Here is a 24,253-nt window from a genome sequence, read left to right as displayed (position 1 = left end):
AACCTCACCAGCCTACGCCGTCGCCGTTTCGCCGCGCACGAGCCGGCGCGCTTGGGCGATCGCGTCGGGCAGCGCGTCGAAGACCCGTGCCTCCTCGTCGCCGCCTCCGAGCGCATCGAGCACGCCGACCGCCCGGAAGAGGTCTTCGTGCTGGGTCTGCATCCCCTTGACCAGCACGGTCACCCCGCGCCGTTCGAGCGACTGGACGATGTCGCCGAGTAGGCGCGCTCCGGTCGCGTCGACGTGATCGATCTTGCTGAGGCGCAGGACGACGACCGAGACGTCCTCCATCGCGGCGATCTCGTCAAGGATCCGGTCGCCGCCGGCGAAGATCAGCGGCCCGTCGAAGCGGAGCACCGCGATGTGGTCGTCGCCCGGCTCCGGTTCGCCGGCGATGTCCTCGCGTCGCACGGCCGACGCGCGGGAGAGTGCGCGCAGCGCGAACACGCCCGCGAGGACGACGCCGATCAGGACGGCGACGATGAGGTCCACCGAGACGGTGACGATCGCCGTCGTGACGAAGGCCACGGCATCGGCCCGCGTGGAGCGGAGCACCGAGCGCACTGTGCGCACATCGACCATGCGGACGGCCGTCACCATGAGCACGCCCGCAAGCGCCGCCAGCGGGATCTCCCCGACGGGGCCGGCGACCGCCACGACGACGAGCAGCAGCACGAGCGCGTGGATGATCGCGGCGAGGCGACTGCGACCACCCGAGCGCACGTTCACCGCGGTGCGCGCGATCGCGCCGGTCGCGGGCATGCCGCCGAACAGCGACGAGGCGAGCGAGGCGAGGCCCTGGCCGACGAGCTCGCGGTCGGCATCGACCGGGCCCGTGGGCGCGAGGGACGCGGCGACGCGCGCGGACAGCAGCGACTCGATCGCCGCGAGCGCCGCGACGGTGGCCGCGGGAAGGATGAGCGATCCGAGCACCGCGGGGTCGATCGCCGGAACGGCGGGCGCGGGGAGCGACGACGGGAGGGCGCCGATCCGGGCGAGCGGCGTCGACAGGAGGAGGGTCGCCACCGTGACGACCACGATCCCGACGAGCGAGCCGGGGATCGCGCGGTGCAGGCGCGGCGCGCCCAGCATGCAGGCGGCGACGACCGCGACCGCCCCGAGCGCCCAGACGAAGTAGGCGCCGTCGAAGTCCGCGAACGACTGCACCGCCGCGGCGATCGCGTTGGAGGAGTGCTCGGATGCCGGGGCGGTGTGCGCCGAGACCAGTGCCGGGATCTGCTGCGCGAAGATGATGACGGCGATGCCGACCGTGAACCCCTCGATCACGGGCCAGGGGATGAAGGACACGGCGCGTCCGAGACGCAGGGCGCCGGCGACGACGAGGATCGCACCCGCGAGGATCGTGACGACGGCCACTCCGCCCGCCCCGTGCGCCGCGACGATCGGGACGAGCACGACGACCATCGCGCCCGTCGGACCCGACACCTGCACGTTCGATCCGCCGAAGACCGCCGCGACCAGACCGGCGACGACGGCGGTGACGAGCCCCGCCTCGGCGCTCAACCCCGAGCTGACGCCGAAGCCGAGCGCGAGGGGCAGCGCGACGATGCCGACCGTGACGCCGGCGAGCAGGTCCCCACGCCAGGTGCGTGGGAGCTGCCGGTAGTCCCGACGCGAGGGGAGGAGCGCGCGGACGTTCATGACCCGGCCGGCACCGCCGCGAGGGCCGGGAGCTCGCGCGCATCCTGCAGCAGCTCGCCGTCGCCCTCCAGGATGCCGAGGAGCAGCTCGCGCGCCGCGGTGAGCAAGCGCGCGACAGCCGGATCGGCGAGCGCGTAGAAGACGTGGCTGCCGCGGCGGTCGGAGACGACGAGGCGGTGGCGGCGGAGCACCGCGAGATGCTGCGACAGGTGGGATGCCTCGAGTCCGGTCTCCGTCTGGAGGTCTGCGACGCTCCGATCGGGGTGTTGGACGAGGAGCTCGAGGATGCGGATCCGCAACGGATGCGCGAGGCCCTTGAAGAGCCCCGCCTTGACCTCATAGAGGGGTCGCTGACGATCATCTAGTGACATGATGGAATCATCATACCGCGCGTCGTGCGCAGCGCTGCTCGGGATCCGGAGCGGTGCGGCATCCCTAGGATGGACGCATGCGCATCCACATCGCGACCGACCACGCCGGCCTCGAGTTCTCCACCCAATTGCAGCACCACCTCGCCGCCCAGGGCCACGACGTCGTCGACCACGGGCCGATCGAGTACGACGCGCTCGACGACTACCCGGCGTTCTGCATCCGCGCCGCGCAGGCGGTCGTCCGCGACCAGGAGGCGGGCATCGACACGCTCGGCGTCGTGTTCGGCGGTTCGGGCAACGGCGAGCAGATCGCGGCGAACAAGGTCCGCGGCATCCGCGCCGCCCTCGTCTGGAGCCTCGCGACCGCGGAGCTCGCCCGCGAGCACAACGACGCGAACGTCATCGCCATCGGCGCGCGCCAGCACACGTTCGACGAAGCGGCGGCCTTCATCGACCGCTTCATCGCGACGCCGTTCAGCGGTGAGGAGCGGCACGTGCGGCGGATCGCCCAGATCGCCGACTTCGAGCGCGACGGGACGCTCCTTCCCGACCCCCGCGCCGGCGTGGCACCGCAGCCGCACGGCGGCGAGTCCTCCGACGCGTTCGACCCCGAAGCCGGCTGATGCCGCTCTCCACGCAGGCCCTCTCCGCTCATGCCTGAGGGTCACTCCGTCCACCGGATCGCCCGGCAGTTCGATCGCAACGTCGTCGGCAAGCGCGTCGCGGCATCCAGCCCACAAGGCCGCTTCGCAGAGGGCGCGGCCGTGCTCGACGGGCGCGAGGTCGTGAGCGTTCGGGCCGTCGGGAAGCAGATGTTCCTCGAGTTCGAGGGCGACCTCTGGTTGCGCGTGCACCTCGGCATGTACGGCGCGTGGGACTTCGCCGGCGAGATCCTCGTCGACCCGACGATCGCCTCGGCGAACGGGCGCATGGGACAGACGAACCAGCGCGGTACCGATCTCCACGACGTCACGGAGACCGACGCTGCGGCCACCGGCGCCGCGGCGATCTTCGACGCCGCGGGGGAGAACTCGCTCAGTTCCATCGGGGCGCCGCGGCGCGCCCGCGGCCGGGTGCGGATGAGCGAGCAGACGCGCGGTCTCGACGACGAGGGCGACGAGGAATGGCCGCCGCCCGTCGTCGGGCAGGTGCGGCTGCGCCTCCTCACCGATGTCACGTGCGCTGACCTCCGGGGGCCCACCGCGTGCGAGCTGCAGACGCCCGACGAGGTCGCCGCGACGATCGCGAAGCTCGGCCCCGACCCCCTCGTCGACGACCCCGAGGAGGGTGAGGAGCGCTTCACCGAGGTCGTCCGCCGCAAGCCCACCGCGATCGGGCTCCTCCTCATGGACCAGTCGGTCGTCAGCGGCATCGGAAACGTCTACCGTGCGGAACTCCTCTACCGGGCTCTCCTCGATCCGCACACGCCCGGCAAGCTCGTTCCGGAGGAGGTCGTCCGCGATATCTGGCGCGACTGGTCGCGGCTGCTCGTGATCGGCGTCGAGACGGGACAGATGATGACGATGGACGACCTCGACCCCGAGGCGTACCGCCGGGCGATGGCGAGCCGCGACGACCGCCACTGGGTCTATCACCGCGCGGGACTGCCGTGCCGCGTATGCGGCACCGAGATCGTCCTCGAGGAGATGGCGAGCCGGAAGCTGTACTGGTGCCCGTCCTGTCAGAAGTGAGGGCGGCAGTCGTGAGGGCGTCGAAAGGGAATCGCGCGTGAGGCAGAACCCGAGTTTCACGATGACGGATGCCGCGGAGCTGCGGCGCGTGATCGACCAGAACCCCTGGGTGACGCTCGTCGCCGAGGGCGAGAACGGGCTCGTCGCGTCGCACTACGCCGTCCTGCTCGATGAGGATCGCGACGACCTCACGATCGTCGGCCACGTCGGAAAACCCGACGACGCGATCCTCGGGCTCGGTGACCGGGAGCTCCTCGTCATCGTGCAGGGGCCGCACGGTTACATCTCACCCGGATGGTACGGCGACGTGCCGGCGGTGCCGACCTGGAACTTCGTCTCCGTGCACCTGAGCGGCGTGCCCGAGATCCTGAGCCCCGACGAGAACCTAAGGGTGCTCGACCGTCTCGTCGCGCGGTTCGAGGCATCCCTTCCCGCCCCGCGGATGATGTGGCAGGCGCCGAACGACGAGGAGTACGTGCGACGCCTCGAGCGGGGGACCGTGGGTTTCCGGCTCACGCCGACGACGGTGGTCGCCAAGCGCAAGCTGAGCCAGAACCGCAGCGACGAGGTCGTCGACACGATCATCGCGGAGCTCGAGGAGGGCGCGAGCCCCTACGCCGACCCGCGCCTGCCGGGCGAGATGCGCCGGGCGCACGAGGCGCTGCGCGTTGCGCGGGGTACGGTTCTCCCGAGATCCGGCGCCGCAGGGCCTGAATCAGCCCCGGCCGCAGGGCCTGAATCGGCCTTGGCCACAGGGCCTCAATCAGCCCCGGCCGCTGGGCCTGAATCGGCCCTGCGTGCGGGGGAGGGCGACCGATGATCCGGAGTTCTGCGCAGCGCGGCGAGCGGCCTCGTGTCATCGCGAACGCCCGCCTGACCGGCGCCGGCCGCCTCGACCCCTTCGGCGACGACCTCGTCGACCTGCATCTCCACGGCGGCGTGATCGCGGACATCGCGCCCGCCGGGACCCTCGCGCACCGCGGCCCCGTCATCGACGCCGACGGCGGCTGGGTGATCCCGGGCCTCTGGGACCACCACGTCCACACCGTGCAGTGGGCGCTCGTCGCGCAGCGCGAGGCGCTCGGCGGCGCGGCATCCGCCGCCGAGGCCGCCGCACACATGGGCCGCGCGCCCGTTCTCGACGACGGGCGACGGATCGGCACCGGATTTCGCGACGCGCTGTGGGCCGACGCGCCGTCGCTCGCGCTCCTCGACGCGGCGACCGGCAACGTCCCGACGTACCTCATCAACGCCGACGTGCACAGCGTCTGGCTGAACTCCGCCGCCTTCCGGCGCGAGCAGTTCGCGCCGAGCCTCGACGGCATGCTCCGCGAGGAGCCGGCGTTCGAGATCTCGCGCCGACTCAACGCCGCCGACCCGGTCGTGGGCGACGTTCTCGTCGCCCGAGCGCTCGAAAAGGCCGCCGCGCGCGGGATCGTCGGCATCGTCGATCTCGACATGGCCTGGAACGCGGATGCCTGGGCGCGCCGCACCGCGGCGGGTTTCGACGCCGTGCGGGTGCGGTTCGGCATCTACCCGGCACAGCTCGAGCGCGCGATCGCCGAGGGACTCGAGACCGGCGACGCCGTGGACCCCGCGGGGCTCGCGCGCGTCGGCTCGCTCAAGGTGATCAGCGACGGATCCCTCGGAACGCGTACGGCGGCGTGTTCGCACAGCTACCCCGGCGACCCGCACAACCACGGCGTCCTCACCGTGCCGCCGCAGGATCTGGTCGCGCTCATGACACGCGCGACGGGTGCGGGGCTCTCGTGCGCCGTGCACGCGATCGGAGACGTCGCGAACTCGTTCGCGCTCGACGCCTTCACAGTCACGGGGGCGACCGGCACGATCGAGCACGCCCAGCTCGTGGCCGCAGCCGACGTCCCACGGTTCGCGCGCCTGGGGGTCGGTGCGAGCGTGCAGCCCGAGCATGCCGTCGACGATCGCGACATGACCGACACGATCTGGGCGGGTCAGACCGCGATCGCCTATCCGCTGCGCGCGTTGGCGGACGCCGCGGCGAACCTCCTCTTCGGGTCGGACGCCCCCGTCTCCCCGCTCGACCCGTGGGCCGCCATGGCCGCCGCCGTCCACCGCACGCGCGACGGACGTCCCGCCTGGCGACCCGAGCAGGCGCTGGATGCCGCGACGGCGCTCGCGGCATCGACGGGGGAGGGCTCGCTCGCCCGCGCGACCCTCGCCCCGGGAGATGTCGCCGATCTCGCGGTGGTGGACCGCGATCCGCTGACCGCGGACGAGCCCTCGCTGCGGGCGACGCGCGCGCTTGCGACGCTCCTGGAGGGGCGACTCACGCACGTCGCGTGAGGGCGCGACCGGCGCGGCGACGCCGGGCGAACGACGGATGCCCCGAGCCAGTCAGTGCTGGCCCGGGGCATCCGGCGTCTGTCGCGTGCGCCTTACTCGGCGAGGTGGGCCGAGAGGAACCAACGGTCCTTCTCGAGCCCCCGCTTGATCTCGATTGCGACATCCTGGCTGCTGAGATCTGTCTCGTCGAGGCCGTCGATCGCGGCCTGCACGTCGGCGATGATCGCATCCATGTCGGTGACGATCGCGACGATCTCGTCCTGCCACTGGGCGAAGCCTGCCGGCACGACGGTCGGGGCGATCTTCTCGGCGATAGCCGTCGTGCGGGCGTCGATCGGCAGGCCGAGGGCCACGATGCGCTCGGCGGCGAGGTCGGCCAAGGCCTGGGCGTTCGCGACGACCGAGTCGAGCAGCTCGTGCACCGAGATGAAGTTCGCTCCGCGCACGTTCCAGTGCGCCTGCTTGCCGTTGGTCGCCAACGCCTGCAGCCCCAGCACGACGGGAGTCAGGAACTGAGCCGTGCTGGCGGATGCCTCGGGGCCGGTCGCCGTCATCGAGATCGTCTGCGTCTTGCCCATGGTCTCTTCTCCTCCTGGTGAGCGTGGAGGCGCCGTGGCCTCACATCTGGTTAAACGCTACTCACGCCCCGGCATTCCGCAAGCAAGACAAGGCTCGGCTTACACGTGCCTGAAGGCGTGCCGGCGGGCGCGATATCGTCGGGGCATGACCATCGCCGACGATGCCTCGATCCTGTCCGTCTCCGGCCTCACGCCGCAGCTCCACGAGAGCGCGTTCGTCGCCTCCGGCGCGCGCATCGTCGGCGACGTCACGCTGGCCGAGGGCGCGAGCGTCTGGTACAACGCCGTCGTCCGCGGCGACAGCGCGTCGATCACCCTCGGACCCGGCAGCAATCTGCAGGACAACGTGTCGGTGCACGTGGATGCCGGGTCGCCCGTCATCATCGGCGAGAACGTGTCCGTCGGGCACAACGCCGTCGTCCACGGCTGCACGATCGGCGACGGCTCGCTCATCGGCATGGGGAGCGTGGTGCTCTCCGGCGCGGTCATCGGCAGCGGATGCCTCGTGGCCGGGGGAGCGTTGGTCCTCTCCGACACGGTCGTGCCCGACGGGTCGCTCGTCGCGGGCGTTCCGGCGAAGGTTCGGCGCGAGCTCACCGACGAGGAGCGCGCCGGCATCCTGCACAATGCGCAGATCTACCGCGCACACACCGCGAACCACGAGGACGCGCGCGACGCGCGCTGACGCGCCCTCCTCGGGGCTGTCCTGGGGTTGGTGCGGGCCCGGCATCCGCCGCTCTTCGGAGATCCGCCGTTCTTCGGAGAGATCCTCCCCGATGCGTCCGCAGAACGCGCGATCTCCGAAGAACCAGCGCACCCTCGGACACCGGGGGCACGCGCGTCGAACGCGAAGAAACCCCCGGCCGGGTCGGGGGTTTCTCGTTCTCGGAGGGGATGACGGGAATCGAACCCGCGCCGTCAGTTTGGAAGACTGAAGCTCTACCATTGAGCTACATCCCCGAGGCCGCTCATCACGGCACTCGGAAGAGTCTACAAGGTCTCGTCGGCTAGACTTGCCCACGGCCGTGAATCGGCGCTCGCTCGCGTGCGCGCCCGGGGCGTAGCTCAGCTTGGTAGAGCGCCCGCTTTGGGAGCGGGAGGCCGCAGGTTCAAATCCTGTCGCCCCGACCACCGGCCCCACCGACATCCGACCCAGACCCCGGCCTCGCTCCCGCGCGGCCGAACACGAGGAGAACGAACAGGCATGGTCACCAGCACCGTCGAGACGCTCAGCCCTACCCGGGTGAAGCTCCACATCTCGGTCACTCCCGACGAGCTCAAGCCGTCGATCACGCACGCGTACGAGCACATCGCGCAGGACATCCAGATCCCGGGCTTCCGCAAGGGCAAGGTCCCCGCGCCGATCATCGATCAGCGCGTCGGCCGTGCCGCCGTCATCGAGCACGCGGTCAGCGAAGGGCTCGACGGCTTCTACCGCGAAGCGGTCCTCGCCAACGAGCTGCGCACCGTCGGCCGGCCCGCGGCCGAGGTCATCGAGTGGCCGAACGAGAAGGACTACTCCGGCGACCTCAAGGTCGAGGTCGAGGTGGACGTCCGCCCCGAGTTCGACCTTCCCGAGCTCTCCGACGTGACCGTCGAGATCGACACGGTCGAGACCGATGATGCCGCCGTCGACGCCGAACTCGACCGCCTCCGCGGCCGCTTCGGCACGCTCGTGACGGTCGACCGCCCCGCGGCGACCGGAGACTTCGTCGAACTGAACCTCGTCGCCACGATCGACGGCGTCGAGATCGACCGCGCCGAGGGCGTCTCGTACGAGGTCGGCTCCGGCGAGCTGCTCGAGGGCATCGATGAGGCCATCGACTCCCTCACCGCGGGCGAGGACACCACGTTCCGCTCGACCCTCGTCGGCGGCGACCGTGCCGGCGAAGAGGCCGAGGTCTCTGTCTCCGTGATGGCCGTCAAGGAGCGCGAGCTCCCCGACGCCGACGACGACTTCGCGCAGATGGCTTCCGAGTTCGACACCCTCGCCGAGCTCCGCGACAGCCTTGCTGAGCGCGTCTCGGAGCAGTCGGTGTTCGTCCAGGGTGCCGCCGCCCGCGACAAGCTCGTCGAGGCACTCATCGAGAAGGCCGAGATCCCCGTTCCCGCCCAGCTCGTCGAGGACGAGGTGCACGCGCACCTCGAGGGCGAGGGTCGTCTCGAGGACGACGAGCACCGCGCCGAAGTCACCGAGGCGAGCGAGAAGCAGTTCCGCACGCAGATGATCCTCGACAAGCTGGCCGAGGCGTTCGATGTGCAGGTCTCGCAGGACGAGCTCACCCAGTACCTCATCCAGTCCGCCGCGCAGTACGGCATGGCGCCGCAGGAGTTCGTCGACGCGCTGCAGCAGGGCAACCAGCTGCCGCTCATGGTCGGTGAGGTCGCCCGCAACAAGGCGCTCGCGATCGCCCTCGGCAAGGTCACCGTGGTCGATGCGAACGGCAAGCCCGTCGACCTCACCGGCTTCATCGCCCCCGAGGACGAGGCCGCCCTCGAGGAGGAGGTCGTCGAGGAGGCTCAGGAGATCGCCGACGAGGCCGCCGACGCAGAGGCCGAGGCCGACAAGCCCGCGAAGAAGGCCACTGAGAAGAAGGCCACTGAGAAGAAGGCGCCCGCCAAGAAGCCGGCGGCCAAGAAGCCGGCGGCCAAGAAGCCGGCGGCCAAGAAGCCGGCCGCGAAGAAGGATGCCGCGGAGTAAGCCGCGATCACCCCGCACCTCCGGTGCGGGCGCTCGACCATCGAGATCGGCAAGGGTCGGATGCCTCGGCATCCGGCCCTTGCCGCATCTTCGGGCGCCCCGCGGTGACACGCGCTCCGCCGACGGCGAACACGGGCGGGGGTGCCTCGGGGCATCGGTAGATTCGAGGCATACCGAAACCCGGAAGCAGGAGTATCCATGGCTGAACCACTGATGGCGACGAGCGTCTTCGACAGGCTGTTGAAGGACCGCATCATCTGGCTCGGGTCGGAGGTGCGCGATGAGAACGCGAACGAGATCTGCGCCAAGATCCTCCTCCTCGCCGCCGAAGATTCCGAGAAGGACATCTACCTCTACATCAACTCGCCCGGCGGCTCGATCACGGCCGGCATGGCGATCTACGACACGATGCAGTTCGTGCCGAACGACATCGTCACCGTCGGCATCGGCATGGCGGCATCCATGGGCCAGCTGCTGCTGACCGCCGGCACCAAGGGCAAGCGCTACATCACCCCGAACGCGCGCGTCCTGCTGCACCAGCCCCACGGCGGGTTCGGCGGAACCTCGAGCGACATCCAGACGCAGGCGCAGCTCATCCTCGACATGAAGCGTCGCCTCGCCGAGATCACGGCCGCCCAGACCGGCAAGTCGGTCGAGCAAGTCAACGCCGACGGCGACCGCGACCGCTGGTTCACCGCCGAAGAGGCCCTCGAGTACGGCTTCGTCGACCACATCCGCGAGTCGGCGACGGACGTCGTCGGCGGCGGCGGCACCGACACCACCTCGAACTGACCCGGGAACTGAAGGAGCACACAGAATGAACACCCCCGCCTTCGGCGCCCCGATGCAGACGCCCATGCACTCGGCCGGCGGCCTCCAGATGCCCTCGAGCCGCTACATCCTGCCGCAGTTCGAGGAGCGCACCGCCTACGGCTACAAGCGCCAGGACCCCTACAACAAGCTGTTCGAAGACCGCGTGATCTTCCTCGGCGTGCAGGTCGACGACGCGTCCGCCGACGACGTCATGGCCCAGCTGCTCGTGCTCGAGTCGCAGGACCCCGACCGCGACATCATCATGTACATCAACTCGCCCGGCGGTTCGTTCACGGCCATGACGGCGATCTACGACACGATGCAGTACGTCTCGCCCGAGATCCAGACGGTCGTCCTCGGTCAGGCGGCATCCGCGGCATCCGTTCTGCTCGCCGCCGGCGCACCGGGCAAACGCCTTGCGCTCCCGAACGCGCGGATCCTCATCCACCAGCCCGCCGTCGGCGAGGCCGGGCACGGACAAGCCTCCGACATCGAGATCCAGGCGGCGGAGATTCTCCGCATGCGCACCTGGCTCGAAGAGACGATGGCGCGCCACACAAAGAAGACGCAGGAAGAGGTCAACAAGGACATCGACCGTGACAAGATCCTCTCCGCGCACGAGGCGATGGAATACGGGATCGTCGACCAGGTGCTGACCTCGCGCAAGCGCACGCCCGCTGCGATCACGTCCTGACATACGAGGCCCTGAAACGCCCCGCCCACCCGGATCTCCGCGGTCGGCGGGGCGTTTCTGTGTTCCCCGCGCGTCGCAATCCGCCGCGATGTCGGGATCAGAGGTTAGGCTCGAAGCGGATTCTCGAGAGTTCTCCTGAGGAGGGGCACCATGGCTCGCATCGGTGAGAGCGCCGACCTGTTCAAGTGTTCCTTCTGCGGCAAGAGCCAGAAGCAGGTCCAGCAGCTCATCGCGGGCCCCGGCGTATACATCTGCGACGAGTGCGTCGAACTCTGCAACGAGATCATCGAAGAGCGTATGGCCGAGTCCGGCGACGGGGTCGTCGCCGACTTCGACCTTCCCAAGCCACGGGAGATCTTCTCGTTCCTCGAGGAGTACGTGGTGGGGCAGGATGCCGCGAAGAAGGCGCTCTCGGTCGCCGTCTACAACCACTACAAGCGCGTGCGTGCACACGGCACCATCCAGCCCGCCGAGCAGCGCGCCGAAGAGGTGGAGATCGCAAAGAGCAACATTCTGCTCCTCGGCCCCACCGGCTGCGGCAAGACGTACCTGGCGCAGACGCTCGCCAAGCGTCTCAACGTCCCGTTCGCCGTCGCCGACGCGACGGCCCTCACCGAGGCGGGATACGTCGGCGAGGACGTCGAGAACATCCTGCTGAAGCTCCTGCAGGCCGCCGACTTCGACGTCAAGCGCGCCGAGACCGGCATCATCTACATCGACGAGGTCGACAAGATCGCCCGCAAGGCCGAGAACCCCTCGATCACCCGCGATGTGTCGGGGGAGGGCGTCCAGCAGGCGCTGCTGAAGATCCTCGAGGGTACCGTCGCCTCCGTGCCGCCCCAGGGCGGGCGCAAGCATCCGCACCAGGAGTTCATCCAGATCGACACGACGAACGTCCTGTTCATCGTCGCGGGCGCCTTCGCAGGCCTCGAGGACATCATCTCCTCACGCGTCGGCAAGCACGGCGTCGGCTTCGGTGCCCCGCTGCAGGAGAAGGGCAAGGAGCTCGACCTGTTCAGCGAGGTCGAGCCCGAAGACCTGCACAAGTTCGGTCTGATCCCCGAGTTCATCGGGCGGCTCCCGGTCGTCACGTCGGTCGCGCCGCTCGACCAGAAGGCGCTCATCGAGATCCTGACCGGCCCGAAGAACGCGTTCGTCAAGCAGTACCAGCGCATGTTCGAACTCGACGGCGCCGAGCTCGAGTTCGAAGACGACGCGCTGCGGGCGATCGCCGACCTCGCCGTCGCCCGGAAGACGGGCGCGCGGGGCCTGCGAGCGATCCTCGAGGACGTCCTCGGCCCGATCATGTTCGAGATCCCCTCGATCGACGACGTCGCGAAGGTCATCGTGACCCGCGCCGCCGTCACCGAGGGGGCCGAGCCGACCCTGGTTCTGGAGCGCAAGCGCAAGAGCGCTTGACCGGTGCCCCGCGATCTCGGGCCCGTGCGGCTCGTCGAACCGCGTGGCGCCGCGTGGGCAGAGCGATTCGCGGCGGTGTCGGCGCTGGTGGGCGCAACACTCCGCGACGCTCATGTGGAGCACATCGGATCCACTGCGGTGCCGGACTTCCCGGCGAAGGATGCCGTCGACGTGCTCGTCGGCGTCGCGGGTGCGGTTGAGGAGGCCGTGAGCGCTCTGCAACGCGCGGGGTTGCAGCTCGACGGCATCCGTCCCGGTCATGCATGGATGTGGGCCGAGGTCGATCTGCGCAGCGAGGATGCCTCGGGCGGCGCGGTCGTGCACGTCGTCCCGCACGGCGGAGAGATGTGGGTCGCACGGCTCGCCTTCCGAGATATCCTGCGCCGCGACGCACGCGCGCGAGCCGACTACCTCGCCGCCAAGCGCGCCGCGGCGTCGGACAACGCCGACTGGCGAGCGTACACCCGGGCGAAGCATGCCACGGTGGTGCGGCTACTCGGCTCCCGACGCTCGGGGTAGGCGCCGGCGCGTCATCTTCGGCGCAGCACGCGGCCTCGAACGCGATTGTCGGCGCACTCCGCGCTCATCTGTCGGAATGGGGACGTTTCGCGCCGACAAGACTGCCGACCCGACCGTGTCCGAGGCTCCGCGTAGCCTGCCAGGCATGACACGGATCATCTTCGACACGGCGACCTCGCTCAACGGCTGGATCGCGGATGAGGACAACTCGCTCGCCTGGCTCTTCGCTGTCGACGGCGAGACGACCCCCGACGACGAAGTACTACCCCAGAACGTCGGCGCGATGGTGGAGGGGTCGACCACGTATGAGTGGGTGCTGCAGGAGTCGGACATTCTCGCCCACCCGGAGAAGTGGCGGGAGTTCCACGGCGACACCCCGACCTTCGTCTTCACCACGCGCGATCTTCCGGCCCCGGAAGGCGCCGACATCACCTTCGTCTCCGGCGACGTGTCCGATGCGGTGCCCGCGCTCCGTGCGGCAGCGGGGGAGAAGGACATCTGGATCGTCGGAGGAGGCGACCTCGCCGGCCAGTTCCTCGACGCCGGTCTTCTCGATGAGATCGCCGTCTCCATCGCCCCCGTGCTGCTGACCGGCGGGGCGCCGCTTCTGCCGCGACGGCTCGAGTCCGATCGGCTGCGGCTGGTGTCGGCGAAGGCCGTCGGCGCGTTCGCGCGGTTGATCTTCGCGATCGAAGCCGCGCCAGCGGACGCGGCCGGACGAGATGTCCGAGGCCCGCAGTAGCGTGCCGAAATGTCCATCCAACCCTTCACCATCGACATTCCGGACGTCGTGGTCGACGACCTCAGCGGCCGGCTCGCGCGGACGCGCTTCCTCGACGACTCCCCGCGCCGCATGCACTCGGGGATGACGGCGGACTACCTGCGCACACTGGTCGATTCCTGGCGGGCGTTCGACTGGCGCGCGGGAAGCCTGGCTGAACAGGCATCCGCAGTTCTTTGCGGACGTGGACGGCGCAACTCTGCACTTCGCCCATCTGCGTTCGGAGCGAACTGGCGCGCCCGCCCTCCTCGTGATGCACGGATGGCCCCACACGTTCGCACTGCAGCTCGACTTCGCAGACCTGCTCCCCGACTTCGACGTCGTGGTGGTGAGCCTCCCGGGGTTCGCCTTCTCACCGCCGCTCGACGAGCCGATCACCGAGGCGCGGTTCGCCGACCTCATGCACCGCCTGATGACCGAGGTCCTCGGCTACGAGCGCTTCCTCACCTACGGCGAGGACCTGACGGCGAACGTCAGCGACCTCATCGCGGCCTCCCATCCCGACACCGTCGCGGGGATCGTCGTGACACACGCCCACTTCCTGGGCGCGGCCGAGCGCGAAGCGACGACCGATGCCGATGCGCGCGCGTTCTACGACCGCGTGGACGCCGAGGCATACGCGATGAGCGGATACGCGCACCTGCAGCACACCCGACCCGACACGCTCGCCGCAGCGCTCCACGACTCGCCCGCCCGGATCCTCGCCTGGATCGCCGAGAAACTCGTCGAATGGAGCGACACTCCGGTCGGCGACCCGAGCGCTGTCGGACGACGCATCTCGCGCGACCGGATCCTCACGGAGGCGACGCTCTACTGGGTGACACAGTCGATCGGGACGTCGTTCCGGCCCTACTTCGACGGCGGCGGCGGGGACGTGCCTCCGGTCGAGGTTCCTGCTGCGGTCTTCATTCAGCGGCACGAACACGACAACCCCGAATCGGTCGCGCGCAGCTTCTATCGTGATCTCCGCGTGTTCGAGCGGCTCGAAGAAGGCGGGCATTTCGCGGTGGCTGAGGTCCCCGCGGCGATCGCAGAGCGGACGCGCGCCTTCGCACGCGAGATCCCTCTGCACGCGAGATCCGTGCGCTCGCCTGAACGCGGAGGTGCGCCTATCCCTCGAGGCCGCGGCGCTTGAGAAGCGGGGCGATCTCGGCGTCGCGCCCGCGGAAGTCGCGGTAGGCCTCGAGCGGATCCTTCGAGCCTCCGACGCCGAGAAGTCGCTCGCGGAAGCGGTCGCCGTTCGCACGCGTCAGGCCGCCGTTCTCGGTGAACCACTCGACGGTGTCGGCGTCGAGCACCTCGCTCCAGATGTACGAGTAATAGCCCGCGCTGTAGCCGCCCGAGAACACGTGCGCGAAGTACGTCGACGAGTACCGCGTCGGGACGACCGGGTTGTCGAGGCCGATGTCGGCGAGGGCGGACGCCTCGAAGGCGGCGACATCATCGACCGCCGCCGCAGCTGAGGCATCCAACGAATGCCAGGCCTGGTCGAGCCAGGCCGCGGCGAGGTACTCGCTCGTTGCGAAGCCCTGGTTGAAAGTCTCCGAGGCGTGCAGGCGGTCGACGACGTCCTGGGGGAGCGGCTCACCGGTCTCGACATGCCGCGCGTAGTGCGCGAGGACCTCGGGCCACATGATCCACATCTCGTTGACCTGGCTCGGGAACTCCACGAAGTCGCGGAAGACGGCGGTCCCGGAGAAGTGCGGGTAGGTCGTGACGGCGAACAGCCCGTGCAGCGCATGTCCGAACTCGTGGAAGAGCGTCGTGACCTCGTCGAGTGTCAGGAGTGTCGGCTTGCCGGCGGCAGGCTTCGGCACGTTCAGGTTGTTGACGACGACGGGCGAGGTGCCGCGCAGGCGCGACTGCAGCACGATCGAGTTCATCCACGCGCCACCCCGCTTCGTGTCGCGGGTGTAGAGGTCGAGGATGAAGAGGCCGAGGGGCGAGCCGTCGGCATCCTTCACCTCGAACACGCGGGCGTCGGGGTGGTAGGCGGGAAGATCGGGCCGCTCGGTGAAGGTGACGCCGTAGAGCTGGGTCGCAGCCCAGAACACACCGTCCTGGAGCACGCGCTCGGCCTCGAACCACGGGCGGAGCGCCGCCGTGTCGATGTCGTAGGTCGCAGTGCGGACCTTTTCGGTGTAGTACGCCCAGTCGCGCGCTTCGAGCGTGAACGGCTCCGTCCCGGTGTCGGCCGCGGTCTCGTCGATGATCTGCTGCAGCGCGGCCTGCTCCCGCCGCGCGTTGGCGGCCGCCGGCGCGGCGAGCTGACGCAGCATGGCGTGGACGGCCTCGGGCGTACCGGTGGTCTCGTCTGAGGTGATGTAAGCCGCGTGCGAATCGTATCCGAGAAGCGCGGCACGCTCGGCCCGCAACCGCACGATCTCGCGCACGATCACGCGATTGTCGTTCGCGCCACCCCGGACGCCCCGCGAGCGCGACGCCTCCAACAGGCGCGCGCGGCTCGCCCGGTCGGTGAGACGCGCGAGGTAGGGATGCCCGGTGAACAGCGTCAGCGTGACGGCGTACTTCCCTTCGAGTCCCCGGTCAGCCGCGGCCTGCGTGGCGGCGGAGAGCGCGCCCTCATCGAGGCCGTCGAGCTCCTCCGCGGTGTCGAAGACGACGGCGAGGTCGTTCGTGTCGGCGAGCAGGTGCTTCTCGAAGGTGTTGCTGAGCGTCGCGAGGCGCCCGTTGAGATCGGTGAGACGAGACTTCGCGTCGTCGTCGAGGGCCGCACCGGCGTGCGTCATCTCGCGGTAGTGGCGTTCGACGAGGTAGCGCGATTCCGCATCGAGGTCGAGATCGTCGAGCTGCGCGTGCAGGTCGGCGATGCGGGCGTAGAGCGCTGCGTCGAGCGTGATCGCGTCGCGGTGTGCGGACATGAGCGGAGCGAGCGTCTCGTCGATCTCTTGGATCTCCGGTGTCGCGTCGGCGGAGCTCACCGTGTAGAACGTCCGGGCGACAGAGCCGAGCAGGTCGCCGCTGCGCTCGAGCGGAATCATCGTGTTCTCGAAGGACGCAGGTTCCGTCTGCGCCGTGATGGCGGCGATCTCGGCGCGGTGCTGTGCGAACGCTTCCTCGAACGCGGGGAGGTAGTGCTGCGGAGCGATCTCTCGGTAGTCGGGGAGCCCGTACGGGAGCGTCGAAGGAGCGAGGAGGGGGTTGGCCGAGGCATCCGTCATGTCTTCAGCGTACGTCCCCCGAACGCATCCTCTGGAGCACCCGCCGTCCTGCAAAGAGCAGGTTGCAAACAAGAGCTTGCAACCTACTATCTGCAAAGGTATCTTTGCAGCATGACCGAGATCGAGGGACCCGACGAGATGTCCGCAGCGCAGATGCCGCACGCGGAGCGGATGCTGGATGCCGGAGCGTTGCGCGCTCTCGCACACCCGCTGCGCGTCGAGATCTACGACATCCTGAGCCAGTACGGTCCGCAGACCGCGAGCACCCTCGCCGCGATGACGGGGGAGTCCTCCGGCTCGACCAGCTACCACCTGCGCGCGCTCGCCAAACACGATCTGATCCGTGAGGTCGCCGACCGCGGAACGGGCCGGGAGCGTTGGTGGGAGCGTCCGCGCGGCGGAATCAGCTTCACGAACCCGGACGCGATGAAGACGCCGTCCGGCCGCGCCGCCACCCAAGTCGTGATGAGCGAGTTCCTCACGCGGCGCCACCAGCAGCTCATGCAATACGTCAACTCGTCCCTCGTCCCCTCGGGCGTCGTCGACCCCCAAGAGGCGATGATCACAACGGCGAACCTCCGGCTCACCCTCCCGCAGACGATCGACCTCATCTCGCGCATGCAGCACGTGATCGACGAGTTCGCCCGCGCGTACCGCGACCAGGATCCGGATACCGAGGGACTGCGGCCGATCAGCATCCGCGCCGACATCTTCCCCCTCCCCGAGCAAGGAGCATCATCATGAAGCGCACCACCCCCTCCACCCGAGTGATTCCTGCGCACGCGGCCGCATGGGCGCAGTTCGACGACGCTCGTCGCGATCACTCCGCCGTGCACGCGCTGCCCCTCCTGCCGCGCTGACCGTGAGCACCGTGACGACCGTGAGCACCGTGAAGACGAGCGCGGCGACGGCTTCCGCTCCGCGGCGGCCGCTGGGGCGCGACTTCGGCAAGCTCTGGACGGCCGCCGCGTTCAGCAATCTCGCCGACGGCATCGGACGCACGGCGGTGCCGCTCGTGGCCGTCACCCTGACGCAGGACCCGCTGGCGATCTCCGTGATCGGCGCGCTCGCGTTCGTGCCGTGGCTCGTCTTCGGCCTCCCCGCCGGCATGATCGTGGATCGCGTCGACCGGCGCTACATCATGGCGACCGCGAACATCCTCCGCGGCGGCGCCGCCGTGTGGCTCGCGGTGCTCGGGACGACCGGATCGCTGACGCTGTGGGCGCTGTTCGTCGCGACGCTCCTCTTCGGATTCGGCGAGACGCTCTTCGACAACGCCACGAACGCGATCATCCCGAGCGTCGTCCGCCGCGATCAGCTCGATCGCGCGAACGGGTGGCTGCAGGCGGCGCAGGTCACCATCGACAACTTCATCGCGACCCCGATCGGCGGCGTCCTGTTCGCCGTCTCGCTGGCCCTTCCGCTGTGGACCGGATCCGCCGGCTACCTCGTTCCCGTCATCCTCGCGCTTCTCCTGCCGCTCAGCGCCGCGCGCGGCATGGCGAAGGCGACGGATGCCGGATCACGTCCGCGCCCGGTGAGCACGCGAGAGGCTCTCCGCTACCTGGTAGGGCACCGATACCTGCGGTCGATGGTCCTGTTCACCGCGCTGATCGGCTGCTCACTGTCGTTCGCCCAGGCGGCGACGGTGCTCTATCTCCTCGGACCGCTCGGTGTTCCGGTCGCGGCGATCGGCTTCGTCACGGCCGGTATCGGTGCAATGGCCCTCGCGGGATCGCTCGTCGCGTCGCGCCTCGTCGACCGCTTCGGACGCGGCGAGGTCATGTTCGTCGCGATCCTCGTCAGCGGCGTCATGATCGCCCTGACGGGTCTCGCCCCGAACGTCTGGACCGCGGTCGCGGCGTTCGCCGTCTCGGCGGGAGCCGTCTCGATCTGGAACGTGCCGTGGGGGAGTCTGCGACAGCAGATCGTGCCGGCGCCGATCTTCGGACGGGTGCTCGGTGTCAGTCGCACCCTGACCTGGGGTCTCTTCCCGGTCGCGGCGCTCCTCGGCGGGTGGGTCGCCCGCATCGACCTGCGCGTCCCCTTCCTCATCGGGGGCGCGATCATCGTGGTCACGACGCTCGTCGCTGCGCGCCTCATCGTGCGCGGCACGCGCGAAGCGGTGGCGGCGAGCGAGACGGAGCACGCGGAGGCCGGCGGCGAGACCGCGAGGTGACGCGCTGGTGACGCCACCAGAGCGCTCAGGCGAACTCGTCGTCCTGGTCGTGACGCACGACGACACCGCCCGACGCCGTCATTTCGACGATCGTCCCGTCATCGAGTTCGGCGATGGGGCGACCCTCCAGGAAGGTCAGCGTCCAGCGGTGCCGGGGTTGACCCAGGTCATCGTCGGGGAGCGCCCGGTCGACCGCGGCGATCTGCGGACGGAGAGAGGCGGGTACGGCCGCGGGCGGTTCGTCGCCGCTCGTCCAACGCGTTCCGAGCTGCATGTCAGACTCCGCTCTGTTCGGGCTGAGGGGCCAGTTCGACGCTCTCGACGGTCAGGCCGTCGCCTCCGGTGAGGAGCTCGAGCGTCTCGATGCGACCGACGGCCTTGAGGTCGCCCTCTGCGAGGGAGAGTGCCGCGACCACGGCATCCGGCGCCCGCAGCACGATTCGCGCGACGGGCGTCTTCTGCGACGCCTTGGCCTCGGTCTTCGCGCGGCGGATGCCGACGAGCGCGGTGCTCGCGGCCGTGAGGACCGCCGGGTCGCCCTCGATGCCCCGCGGCTCGGGCCAGGGAGCGGTGTGGATCGAGCCGTCCTCGAACCACGACCACGCCTCCTCGGTCGCGAACGCGAGCACGGGGGCGAGGAGGCGCAGAAGCGTCGAAAGGGCGAGACGGAGCGCGAGCGCGGCGGATGCCTGCCCGACGTCGTTCTGGTTGTACGCGCGCTCCTTGACGAGCTCGAGATAGTCGTCGCAGAACGTCCAGAAGAACGCCTCGGTGATCTCCAGCGCCCGCGCGTGGTCGTACGCCTCGAACGCGGCGGTCGCGTCGCGGACCACCTGGTCGAGGGTCGCGAGCATCGCGGCATCCAGCGCGTGGGTCACCTCCGCACCCTCGGGGACGGGGAACGACAGCACGAACTTCGCCGCGTTCAGCACCTTGATCGCGAGGCGTCGACCGATCTTCACCTGGGTCGGGTTCTGGATGTCGAAGGCCGCGTCCGAGCCGAACCGGCTGGAAGCCGACCAGTAGCGCACCGCGTCGGTGCCGTGCCGGTCGAGGATGTCGGCGGGCGTGACGACGTTGCCCTTCGACTTCGACATCTTCTTGCGGTCGGGGTCGAGGATGTAGCCCGAGATCGCGGCATCCGTCCACGGAGCGCGGTCGTCCTCGAGAGCGGAGCGCACCATCGTGGAGAACAGCCACGTGCGAATGATCTCCTGGCCTTGCGGGCGCAGGTCGAAGGGCGCGACGAGGTTCCAGAGCTCCTCGTCGCGCTTCCAGCCGCCGGCGAGCTGCGGGGTGAGCGACGACGTCGCCCACGTGTCGAAGATGTCGCGCTCTCCCTCGAATCCGCCCGGCACACCGCGCTGCGACTCGTCGAAGCCGTCCGGAACGTCGATCGTGGGGTCGATGGGCAGATCGGCGGCGTCGGGCACGATCACGCCGGCCTCCACGCGGTCGCCGTTCTCATCGAGCGGGTACCACACGGGGATCGGGACGCCGAAGAAGCGCTGGCGCGACACCAGCCAGTCGCCGGTGAGCCCGTTCGTCCAGTTCTCGTAGCGCACGCGCATGAAGTCGGGATGCCAGGACATCTCGCGACCGAGGGCGATGAGCTTCTCGCGGAACGCCTCGTCGCGCGCCCCGTTGCGGAGGTACCACTGGCGCGTCGAGACGATCTCGAGCGCCCGGTCTCCCTTCTCATAGAACTTCACCGGGTGGCTGAACGGCTTCGAGATCTCGAGCAGTTCGCCGGATGCCTCCAGCAGCTCGACCATCTTCTTCTTCGCGCTGAACACCGTGAGACCCGCGATCTCCGCGTACGCGGCCTTCGCGGCATCCGTCGTCAACGCATCGGGCGCGTCGGGGAGAACGCGCCCGTCCTTGCCGAGGATCGTGCGGTTCGGCAGGTCGAGCTCACGCCACCACACGATGTCGGTCACGTCGCCGAACGTGCAGACCATCGCGATGCCCGAGCCCTTGTCCTGCTGGGCGAGCGGGTGGGGGAGCACCGGCACCTCGACATCGAAGATCGGCGTACGGACGGTCGTACCGAAGTACGGCTGGTAGCGCTCGTCGCCGGGGTTCGCGACGAGAGCGACGCACGCGGCGAGGAGCTCGGGTCGCGTCGTCTCGATGTGGATGTCGCCCGAGCCGTCGCTCTTGTGGAACGCGATGCGGTGGTAGTTCGCCTGCTGCTCGCGGTCTTCGAGCTCGGCCTGCGCGATCGCCGAGCGGAAGTCGATGTCCCACAGGGTCGGCGCGAGCGACTGGTAGGCCTCACCGCGCTCGAGGTTCCGGAGGAACGCCAGCTGGCTCGTGCGGATCGTGTCGTTCGAGATCGTCCGGTAGGTCTGCGTCCAGTCGACCGAGAGGCCGAGCTGGCGGAACAGCGCCTCGAACTGCTTCTCGTCCTCGAGCGTGAGCTCTTCGCACAGCTCGATGAAGTTGCGGCGGCTGATCGGCACCTGATCGGCCGGCTTCAGGCTCTTCGCGTCGCCGTGGAACGGCGGCTCGAAGTCGGCGTCGTAGGGGAGCGAGGTGTCGCAGCGCACGCCGTAGTAGTTCTGCACGCGACGCTCGGTCGGCAGGCCGTTGTCGTCCCAGCCCATCGGGTAGAACACGGTCTTGCCGCGCATGCGCTCATACCGCACCTTCACATCGGTGTGCGTGTAGCTGAACACGTGGCCGATGTGGAGCGATCCCGACGCAGTCGGCGGCGGAGTGTCGACCGAGTAGACGCCACCGCGCCCGGTGCCCTTGGCCGCATCGCGGTCGAAGAGATAGGTGCCGTCCGCGGTCCACGCGGCATCCCACTTCTGCTCGAGGCCTTCCAGGGCGGGCTTGTCGGGAATCTGCGCGTTCGACATATGGGTCTCCTCGAGCGATATGTGCGGCACTGTGTGAGCGTGCCTGAGTGTGGGTTGTGCGCCCAGTCTACCGGGCCGCCCCGCACGCGGTGGCGGCGGGCGCTGCCCGGTGCGCGCGATCCCGGTTCACAACTCAGGCAGAATCCGCGCTCCGGCCGTTCGGGGGCGCGTGGCGTGCAGATCTGCCTGAGTTGTGTTCGGACGGCCGTCGTCGCCGCCGCCGCCGGTCGTCGTAAGCTCCGTCGCCCCCGGCTCACAACTCCGGAGATTCGGTGCTCGCGGCGGCAGGACCTCGCGCGATGGCGCGGCCCGCGCCTCGGCGCACCTCGCATCTCCGGAGTCGTGTACACCGGCTCTTCCCCACAACAGGCTTCTGTATGCTATCTTGCTAGCATGCAAGCAGAGTCAGGCGGCGCCGCGGCGAAGGCGCAATTCAACGTGTACCTGCCGCCGACTCTCATCCGAGAGGTCAAACATCGCGCGATCGACGACGGCGTATCACTGTCGGCGCTGGTCGAGCGAGCCCTGACGAGCTACCTGGAGGAGGCATCGTGAACACCGTCCAAGCCATCCACTACACGACCCAGCCCGAGCGCTGGCACGCTCTCGCAGAGGCGATCGGACTCGCGCCGCACGGCGTGCCGCAGCACATGTGGAGCGAGTTCGACGGCGACGGCATCCTCGCTGTCCATGCTGTGGAGACGGGGGATGCCGCGGCCGACACCACGGAGCTCCATCTCCTCGTCGATGACCTCGACGCCGTCGAGCGGGCTCTCGGCGCAGCCGGCATACCGAACGAGCGGACCGTGCTCGACGACATCGGTCCGCTCCTCACGGCGACCTCCGCCTCGGGAGTACGCGTGTCGGCGACGCAGCCTTTGCGGCGGGCAGCAGACGGCACCGTGGTCCAGCCGATCTGGTACGACACCGACGTCGCGACCGTGCGCCCCGTGCTCACGGCGTTCGGTCTCGTGGAGACGATCGCGGCCGATTCGGGCGCGTGGATCGAGTTCCGCGCCCCGGGCGGCGGATCGATTGCGTTCCATCGGGGCGACACGGCGGGCGTCGTCCTGGGCATGTCGTCGACCGGCGACCTCGATGCACTCACGGAGCGGCTGGCGACGGTGGGGTTTGACGCCGACGTCCACGATGAGGCCTACAACCGCACCGCGCTCGTGACGACACCCGAGGGCTGGCGGCTCTGGATCAACGGCGCCTACGAGGACATGTACGGCTACCGCCGCGTCACCGACGCGTGAGCGCCTCCCACTCGCGGCGCGCCACCGCGAACGCGAGGCGGGGCATGTCGACACCGCGGTAGTGGGTCGTGAAGGTGCGGCGCACCGTCATCCCGAGGCGGATCGCGACGTTCATCGATGCGACGTTCGTCGAGCGTACCTTCGCGTAGAGCTCGTCGATCGGGAGAGTCTCGAACGCCCAGTCGCGGCAGGCGGATGCCGCCTCCACCGCATACCCGCGATGCCAGTGCGCACGCTGGAACAGGTAGCCGACCTCGATCACCTCGTCATCGTCAATGCGCTGCCGCGTGATGCCGCACTGCCCGATCATCTCGCCGCTCTCCCTGAGCACGACCGCCCACAGGCCGAATCCGTCGTCGCGGTAGCGCTCCTGCTGGCGGCGCAGCCAGTCCGCCGACTCGGCGTCGGTGAAGGCGCCCTCGTATGCGGTCATCGCGACGGGGTCGTGAAGGACCTTGCGCAGAGCGGGCAGGTCGGCATCCGTCATCTCGCGCAGCTCGAGGCGCGCAGTCTGAACGATCACGGCGCGACCCGGATGCCGAGCGCGTGCGCCAACGAGACGGCGTGCACCTCGGCCTGCCGCGCCTCGAGCGTCGCCCCGGAGAGTCCGCGCGGGTCGGTGTAGGAGAGCGCCTCGAGGCCGCGAAGATCGAGGTCGGCGGCGCGCAGCCCGCGCGTGTCGACCTCATCGGCGCGACAGTCGACGAAGCGCACGCGCGTGAGCGTCGCTTCGGGCAGATCGAGCGCGCCGATCGTGCAGTCCGCGAAGAGCACGTCGACGAGATCGGCCGAGGGAAGCGTCAGATAGTCGATGCGGATGCCGCGGAGCACGACACCGTCCCATGCGGCGCGCAGGGCGTCGAACGTGCCGATCCGCCCGCCGGTCAGCTCGACATTCCGCCACGTCGCGTCCCGCACGATGAGCTCCGCAGCGCGCGCCTCGGCGAGGACGACGTCGGAGAAGGTGGAGCCCGTGAGGTCCAGACGGTCGACGGCGGGGGAATCGATGCGCGATTCGGCGATGCGGGAGTGGGCGGCCGACACGCCGCCCGCGAGTGCGGTGACGCGGACGCCGATGAGATCCGCACGGGCCGCGAGTCCCTCGAGATCGTCGAGATCGTCGAGGTCGTCCGGGAGGTCCGGGGTCACGGCGCGCGGCGGTGCGGGGGAGCCCGCGGGAGAGTCACTGCGTCGAGGCATCCTCCGACCCTA

Annotated in this window: 23 protein-coding genes, 2 tRNA genes and 2 pseudogenes; 18 read left to right on the top strand and 9 right to left on the bottom strand. The window is 69.5% G+C overall.

Annotated features, from left to right (window positions below):
- Window positions 1–12: 12 nt before the first annotated feature.
- Both AC3ENQ_RS01070 and AC3ENQ_RS01065 read right to left on the bottom strand, forming a co-directional pair.
- Window positions 13–1,662 (bottom strand): SulP family inorganic anion transporter, encoded by a 1,650-nt coding sequence (locus tag AC3ENQ_RS01070; RefSeq protein ID WP_431800858.1) that lies wholly within the window; start codon window positions 1,660–1,662, stop codon window positions 13–15.
- Window positions 1,659–2,033 carry an ArsR/SmtB family transcription factor gene (locus AC3ENQ_RS01065; protein WP_431800856.1) on the bottom strand — a complete coding sequence of 125 codons (375 nt, stop codon included), beginning with the start codon at window positions 2,031–2,033 and terminating at the stop codon, window positions 1,659–1,661. The genes AC3ENQ_RS01070 and AC3ENQ_RS01065 overlap by 4 nt, the downstream gene beginning before the upstream one ends.
- Before the next feature lie 77 nt (window positions 2,034–2,110).
- Here AC3ENQ_RS01065 and AC3ENQ_RS01060 point away from each other — a divergent pair, with 77 nt between their 5' ends.
- The 4 genes and pseudogenes from AC3ENQ_RS01060 (at window position 2,111) to AC3ENQ_RS01045 (ending at window position 6,049) form a co-directional block, all read left to right on the top strand.
- Entirely contained in the window at window positions 2,111–2,656 is a 546-nt protein-coding gene (locus AC3ENQ_RS01060; RefSeq protein ID WP_431800854.1) for a ribose-5-phosphate isomerase, read from the top strand.
- A 30-nt stretch (window positions 2,657–2,686) separates the two neighbouring features.
- Complete coding sequence (locus AC3ENQ_RS01055; protein WP_431800852.1) at window positions 2,687–3,724, top strand: Fpg/Nei family DNA glycosylase; 1,038 nt, start codon at window positions 2,687–2,689, stop codon at window positions 3,722–3,724.
- A gap of 37 nt (window positions 3,725–3,761) precedes the next feature.
- A pseudogene (locus AC3ENQ_RS01050) lies at window positions 3,762–4,400 on the top strand (FMN-binding negative transcriptional regulator); the annotation flags it as partial.
- 140 nt (window positions 4,401–4,540) lie between these two features.
- Window positions 4,541–6,049 (top strand): amidohydrolase, encoded by a 1,509-nt coding sequence (locus AC3ENQ_RS01045; protein ID WP_431800850.1) that lies wholly within the window; start codon window positions 4,541–4,543, stop codon window positions 6,047–6,049.
- 92 nt (window positions 6,050–6,141) lie between these two features.
- Here the strand turns inward: AC3ENQ_RS01045 and AC3ENQ_RS01040 are convergent, their stop codons facing one another.
- Entirely contained in the window at window positions 6,142–6,627 is a 486-nt protein-coding gene (locus AC3ENQ_RS01040) for a Dps family protein (protein WP_431800848.1), read from the bottom strand.
- A gap of 145 nt (window positions 6,628–6,772) precedes the next feature.
- Here AC3ENQ_RS01040 and AC3ENQ_RS01035 point away from each other — a divergent pair, with 145 nt between their 5' ends.
- On the top strand, window positions 6,773–7,312 hold the full coding sequence (locus AC3ENQ_RS01035) for a gamma carbonic anhydrase family protein (RefSeq protein WP_431800846.1): 540 nt from the start codon (window positions 6,773–6,775) through the stop codon (window positions 7,310–7,312).
- A gap of 204 nt (window positions 7,313–7,516) precedes the next feature.
- Here the strand turns inward: AC3ENQ_RS01035 and AC3ENQ_RS01030 are convergent.
- Window positions 7,517–7,587 (bottom strand) — tRNA-Gly (locus tag AC3ENQ_RS01030).
- 94 nt (window positions 7,588–7,681) lie between these two features.
- Here AC3ENQ_RS01030 and AC3ENQ_RS01025 point away from each other — a divergent pair.
- The 9 genes and pseudogenes from AC3ENQ_RS01025 to AC3ENQ_RS00985 all read left to right on the top strand — a co-directional run bounded on the left by AC3ENQ_RS01025 (window position 7,682) and on the right by AC3ENQ_RS00985 (window position 14,689).
- Window positions 7,682–7,758: transfer RNA gene (locus AC3ENQ_RS01025), tRNA-Pro, on the top strand.
- Between the two features lie 73 nt (window positions 7,759–7,831).
- Window positions 7,832–9,328: a trigger factor gene (tig, locus tag AC3ENQ_RS01020; protein WP_431800845.1), complete on the top strand. Its 1,497-nt coding sequence runs from the start codon at window positions 7,832–7,834 to the stop codon at window positions 9,326–9,328.
- Window positions 9,329–9,526: 198 nt separating this feature from the next.
- A complete protein-coding gene (locus AC3ENQ_RS01015; protein ID WP_431800843.1) occupies window positions 9,527–10,120 on the top strand; it encodes an ATP-dependent Clp protease proteolytic subunit in 594 nt (197 codons plus the stop codon).
- A 25-nt stretch (window positions 10,121–10,145) separates the two neighbouring features.
- A complete protein-coding gene (locus AC3ENQ_RS01010; protein ID WP_431800841.1) occupies window positions 10,146–10,835 on the top strand; it encodes an ATP-dependent Clp protease proteolytic subunit in 690 nt (229 codons plus the stop codon).
- Window positions 10,836–10,985: 150 nt separating this feature from the next.
- Window positions 10,986–12,254 carry an ATP-dependent Clp protease ATP-binding subunit ClpX gene (gene clpX, locus AC3ENQ_RS01005; protein WP_431800839.1) on the top strand — a complete coding sequence of 423 codons (1,269 nt, stop codon included), beginning with the start codon at window positions 10,986–10,988 and terminating at the stop codon, window positions 12,252–12,254.
- A gap of 3 nt (window positions 12,255–12,257) precedes the next feature.
- Window positions 12,258–12,773, top strand: a complete 516-nt coding sequence (locus tag AC3ENQ_RS01000) for a GrpB family protein (RefSeq protein ID WP_431800837.1) — start codon at window positions 12,258–12,260, stop codon at window positions 12,771–12,773.
- A 145-nt stretch (window positions 12,774–12,918) separates the two neighbouring features.
- On the top strand, window positions 12,919–13,515 hold the full coding sequence (locus tag AC3ENQ_RS00995) for a dihydrofolate reductase family protein (RefSeq protein ID WP_431800836.1): 597 nt from the start codon (window positions 12,919–12,921) through the stop codon (window positions 13,513–13,515).
- A gap of 9 nt (window positions 13,516–13,524) precedes the next feature.
- Window positions 13,525–13,771: pseudogene (locus AC3ENQ_RS00990) on the top strand (epoxide hydrolase N-terminal domain-containing protein); the annotation flags it as partial.
- Window positions 13,772–13,807: 36 nt separating this feature from the next.
- Window positions 13,808–14,689: an alpha/beta hydrolase gene (locus AC3ENQ_RS00985; protein ID WP_431801717.1), complete on the top strand. Its 882-nt coding sequence runs from the start codon at window positions 13,808–13,810 to the stop codon at window positions 14,687–14,689.
- On the opposite strand, the gene AC3ENQ_RS00980 is transcribed toward AC3ENQ_RS00985, so the two are convergent.
- Complete coding sequence (locus AC3ENQ_RS00980) at window positions 14,664–16,736, bottom strand: M3 family metallopeptidase (protein WP_431800834.1); 2,073 nt, start codon at window positions 16,734–16,736, stop codon at window positions 14,664–14,666. The two genes, AC3ENQ_RS00985 and AC3ENQ_RS00980, sit on opposite strands and share 26 nt — an antisense overlap.
- A 111-nt stretch (window positions 16,737–16,847) precedes the next feature.
- Between AC3ENQ_RS00980 and AC3ENQ_RS00975 the strand changes: the two genes are divergently transcribed.
- A complete protein-coding gene (locus tag AC3ENQ_RS00975; RefSeq protein ID WP_431800832.1) occupies window positions 16,848–17,480 on the top strand; it encodes a helix-turn-helix domain-containing protein in 633 nt (210 codons plus the stop codon).
- Between the two features lie 136 nt (window positions 17,481–17,616).
- Entirely contained in the window at window positions 17,617–18,915 is a 1,299-nt protein-coding gene (locus tag AC3ENQ_RS00970) for an MFS transporter (RefSeq protein ID WP_431800830.1), read from the top strand.
- A gap of 25 nt (window positions 18,916–18,940) precedes the next feature.
- Here the strand turns inward: AC3ENQ_RS00970 and AC3ENQ_RS00965 are convergent, their stop codons facing one another.
- The gene (locus tag AC3ENQ_RS00965) at window positions 18,941–19,189 is read right to left on the bottom strand and encodes a hypothetical protein (protein WP_431800828.1); all 249 of its coding nucleotides are present in this window, start codon (window positions 19,187–19,189) and stop codon (window positions 18,941–18,943) included.
- A 1-nt stretch (window position 19,190) separates the two neighbouring features.
- Window positions 19,191–21,782, bottom strand: a complete 2,592-nt coding sequence (gene valS, locus AC3ENQ_RS00960) for a valine--tRNA ligase (RefSeq protein ID WP_431801715.1) — start codon at window positions 21,780–21,782, stop codon at window positions 19,191–19,193.
- 393 nt (window positions 21,783–22,175) lie between these two features.
- On the opposite strand from valS, the gene AC3ENQ_RS00955 reads away from it, so the two are divergent.
- Both AC3ENQ_RS00955 and AC3ENQ_RS00950 read left to right on the top strand, forming a co-directional pair.
- The gene (locus tag AC3ENQ_RS00955; RefSeq protein ID WP_431800826.1) at window positions 22,176–22,337 is read left to right on the top strand and encodes a ribbon-helix-helix domain-containing protein; all 162 of its coding nucleotides are present in this window, start codon (window positions 22,176–22,178) and stop codon (window positions 22,335–22,337) included.
- Window positions 22,334–23,041 (top strand): hypothetical protein, encoded by a 708-nt coding sequence (locus AC3ENQ_RS00950; RefSeq protein ID WP_431800824.1) that lies wholly within the window; start codon window positions 22,334–22,336, stop codon window positions 23,039–23,041. Before AC3ENQ_RS00955 ends, AC3ENQ_RS00950 begins: the two co-directional genes overlap by 4 nt.
- On the opposite strand, the gene AC3ENQ_RS00945 is transcribed toward AC3ENQ_RS00950, so the two are convergent.
- Together AC3ENQ_RS00945 and AC3ENQ_RS00940 are read right to left on the bottom strand one after the other, a co-directional pair.
- Window positions 23,028–23,564, bottom strand: a complete 537-nt coding sequence (locus AC3ENQ_RS00945; protein WP_431800822.1) for a GNAT family N-acetyltransferase — start codon at window positions 23,562–23,564, stop codon at window positions 23,028–23,030. The genes AC3ENQ_RS00950 and AC3ENQ_RS00945 overlap by 14 nt on opposite strands.
- Complete coding sequence (locus AC3ENQ_RS00940) at window positions 23,561–24,241, bottom strand: pentapeptide repeat-containing protein (protein ID WP_431800820.1); 681 nt, start codon at window positions 24,239–24,241, stop codon at window positions 23,561–23,563. Before AC3ENQ_RS00940 ends, AC3ENQ_RS00945 begins: the two co-directional genes overlap by 4 nt.
- Between the last annotated feature and the right edge of the window lie 12 nt (window positions 24,242–24,253).

This window comes from Microbacterium sp. bgisy203 (assembly GCF_057706945.1).
The sequence above is the reverse complement of the archived record's forward strand: the minus strand, read 5'-3'. Positions and strand labels throughout refer to the sequence as shown.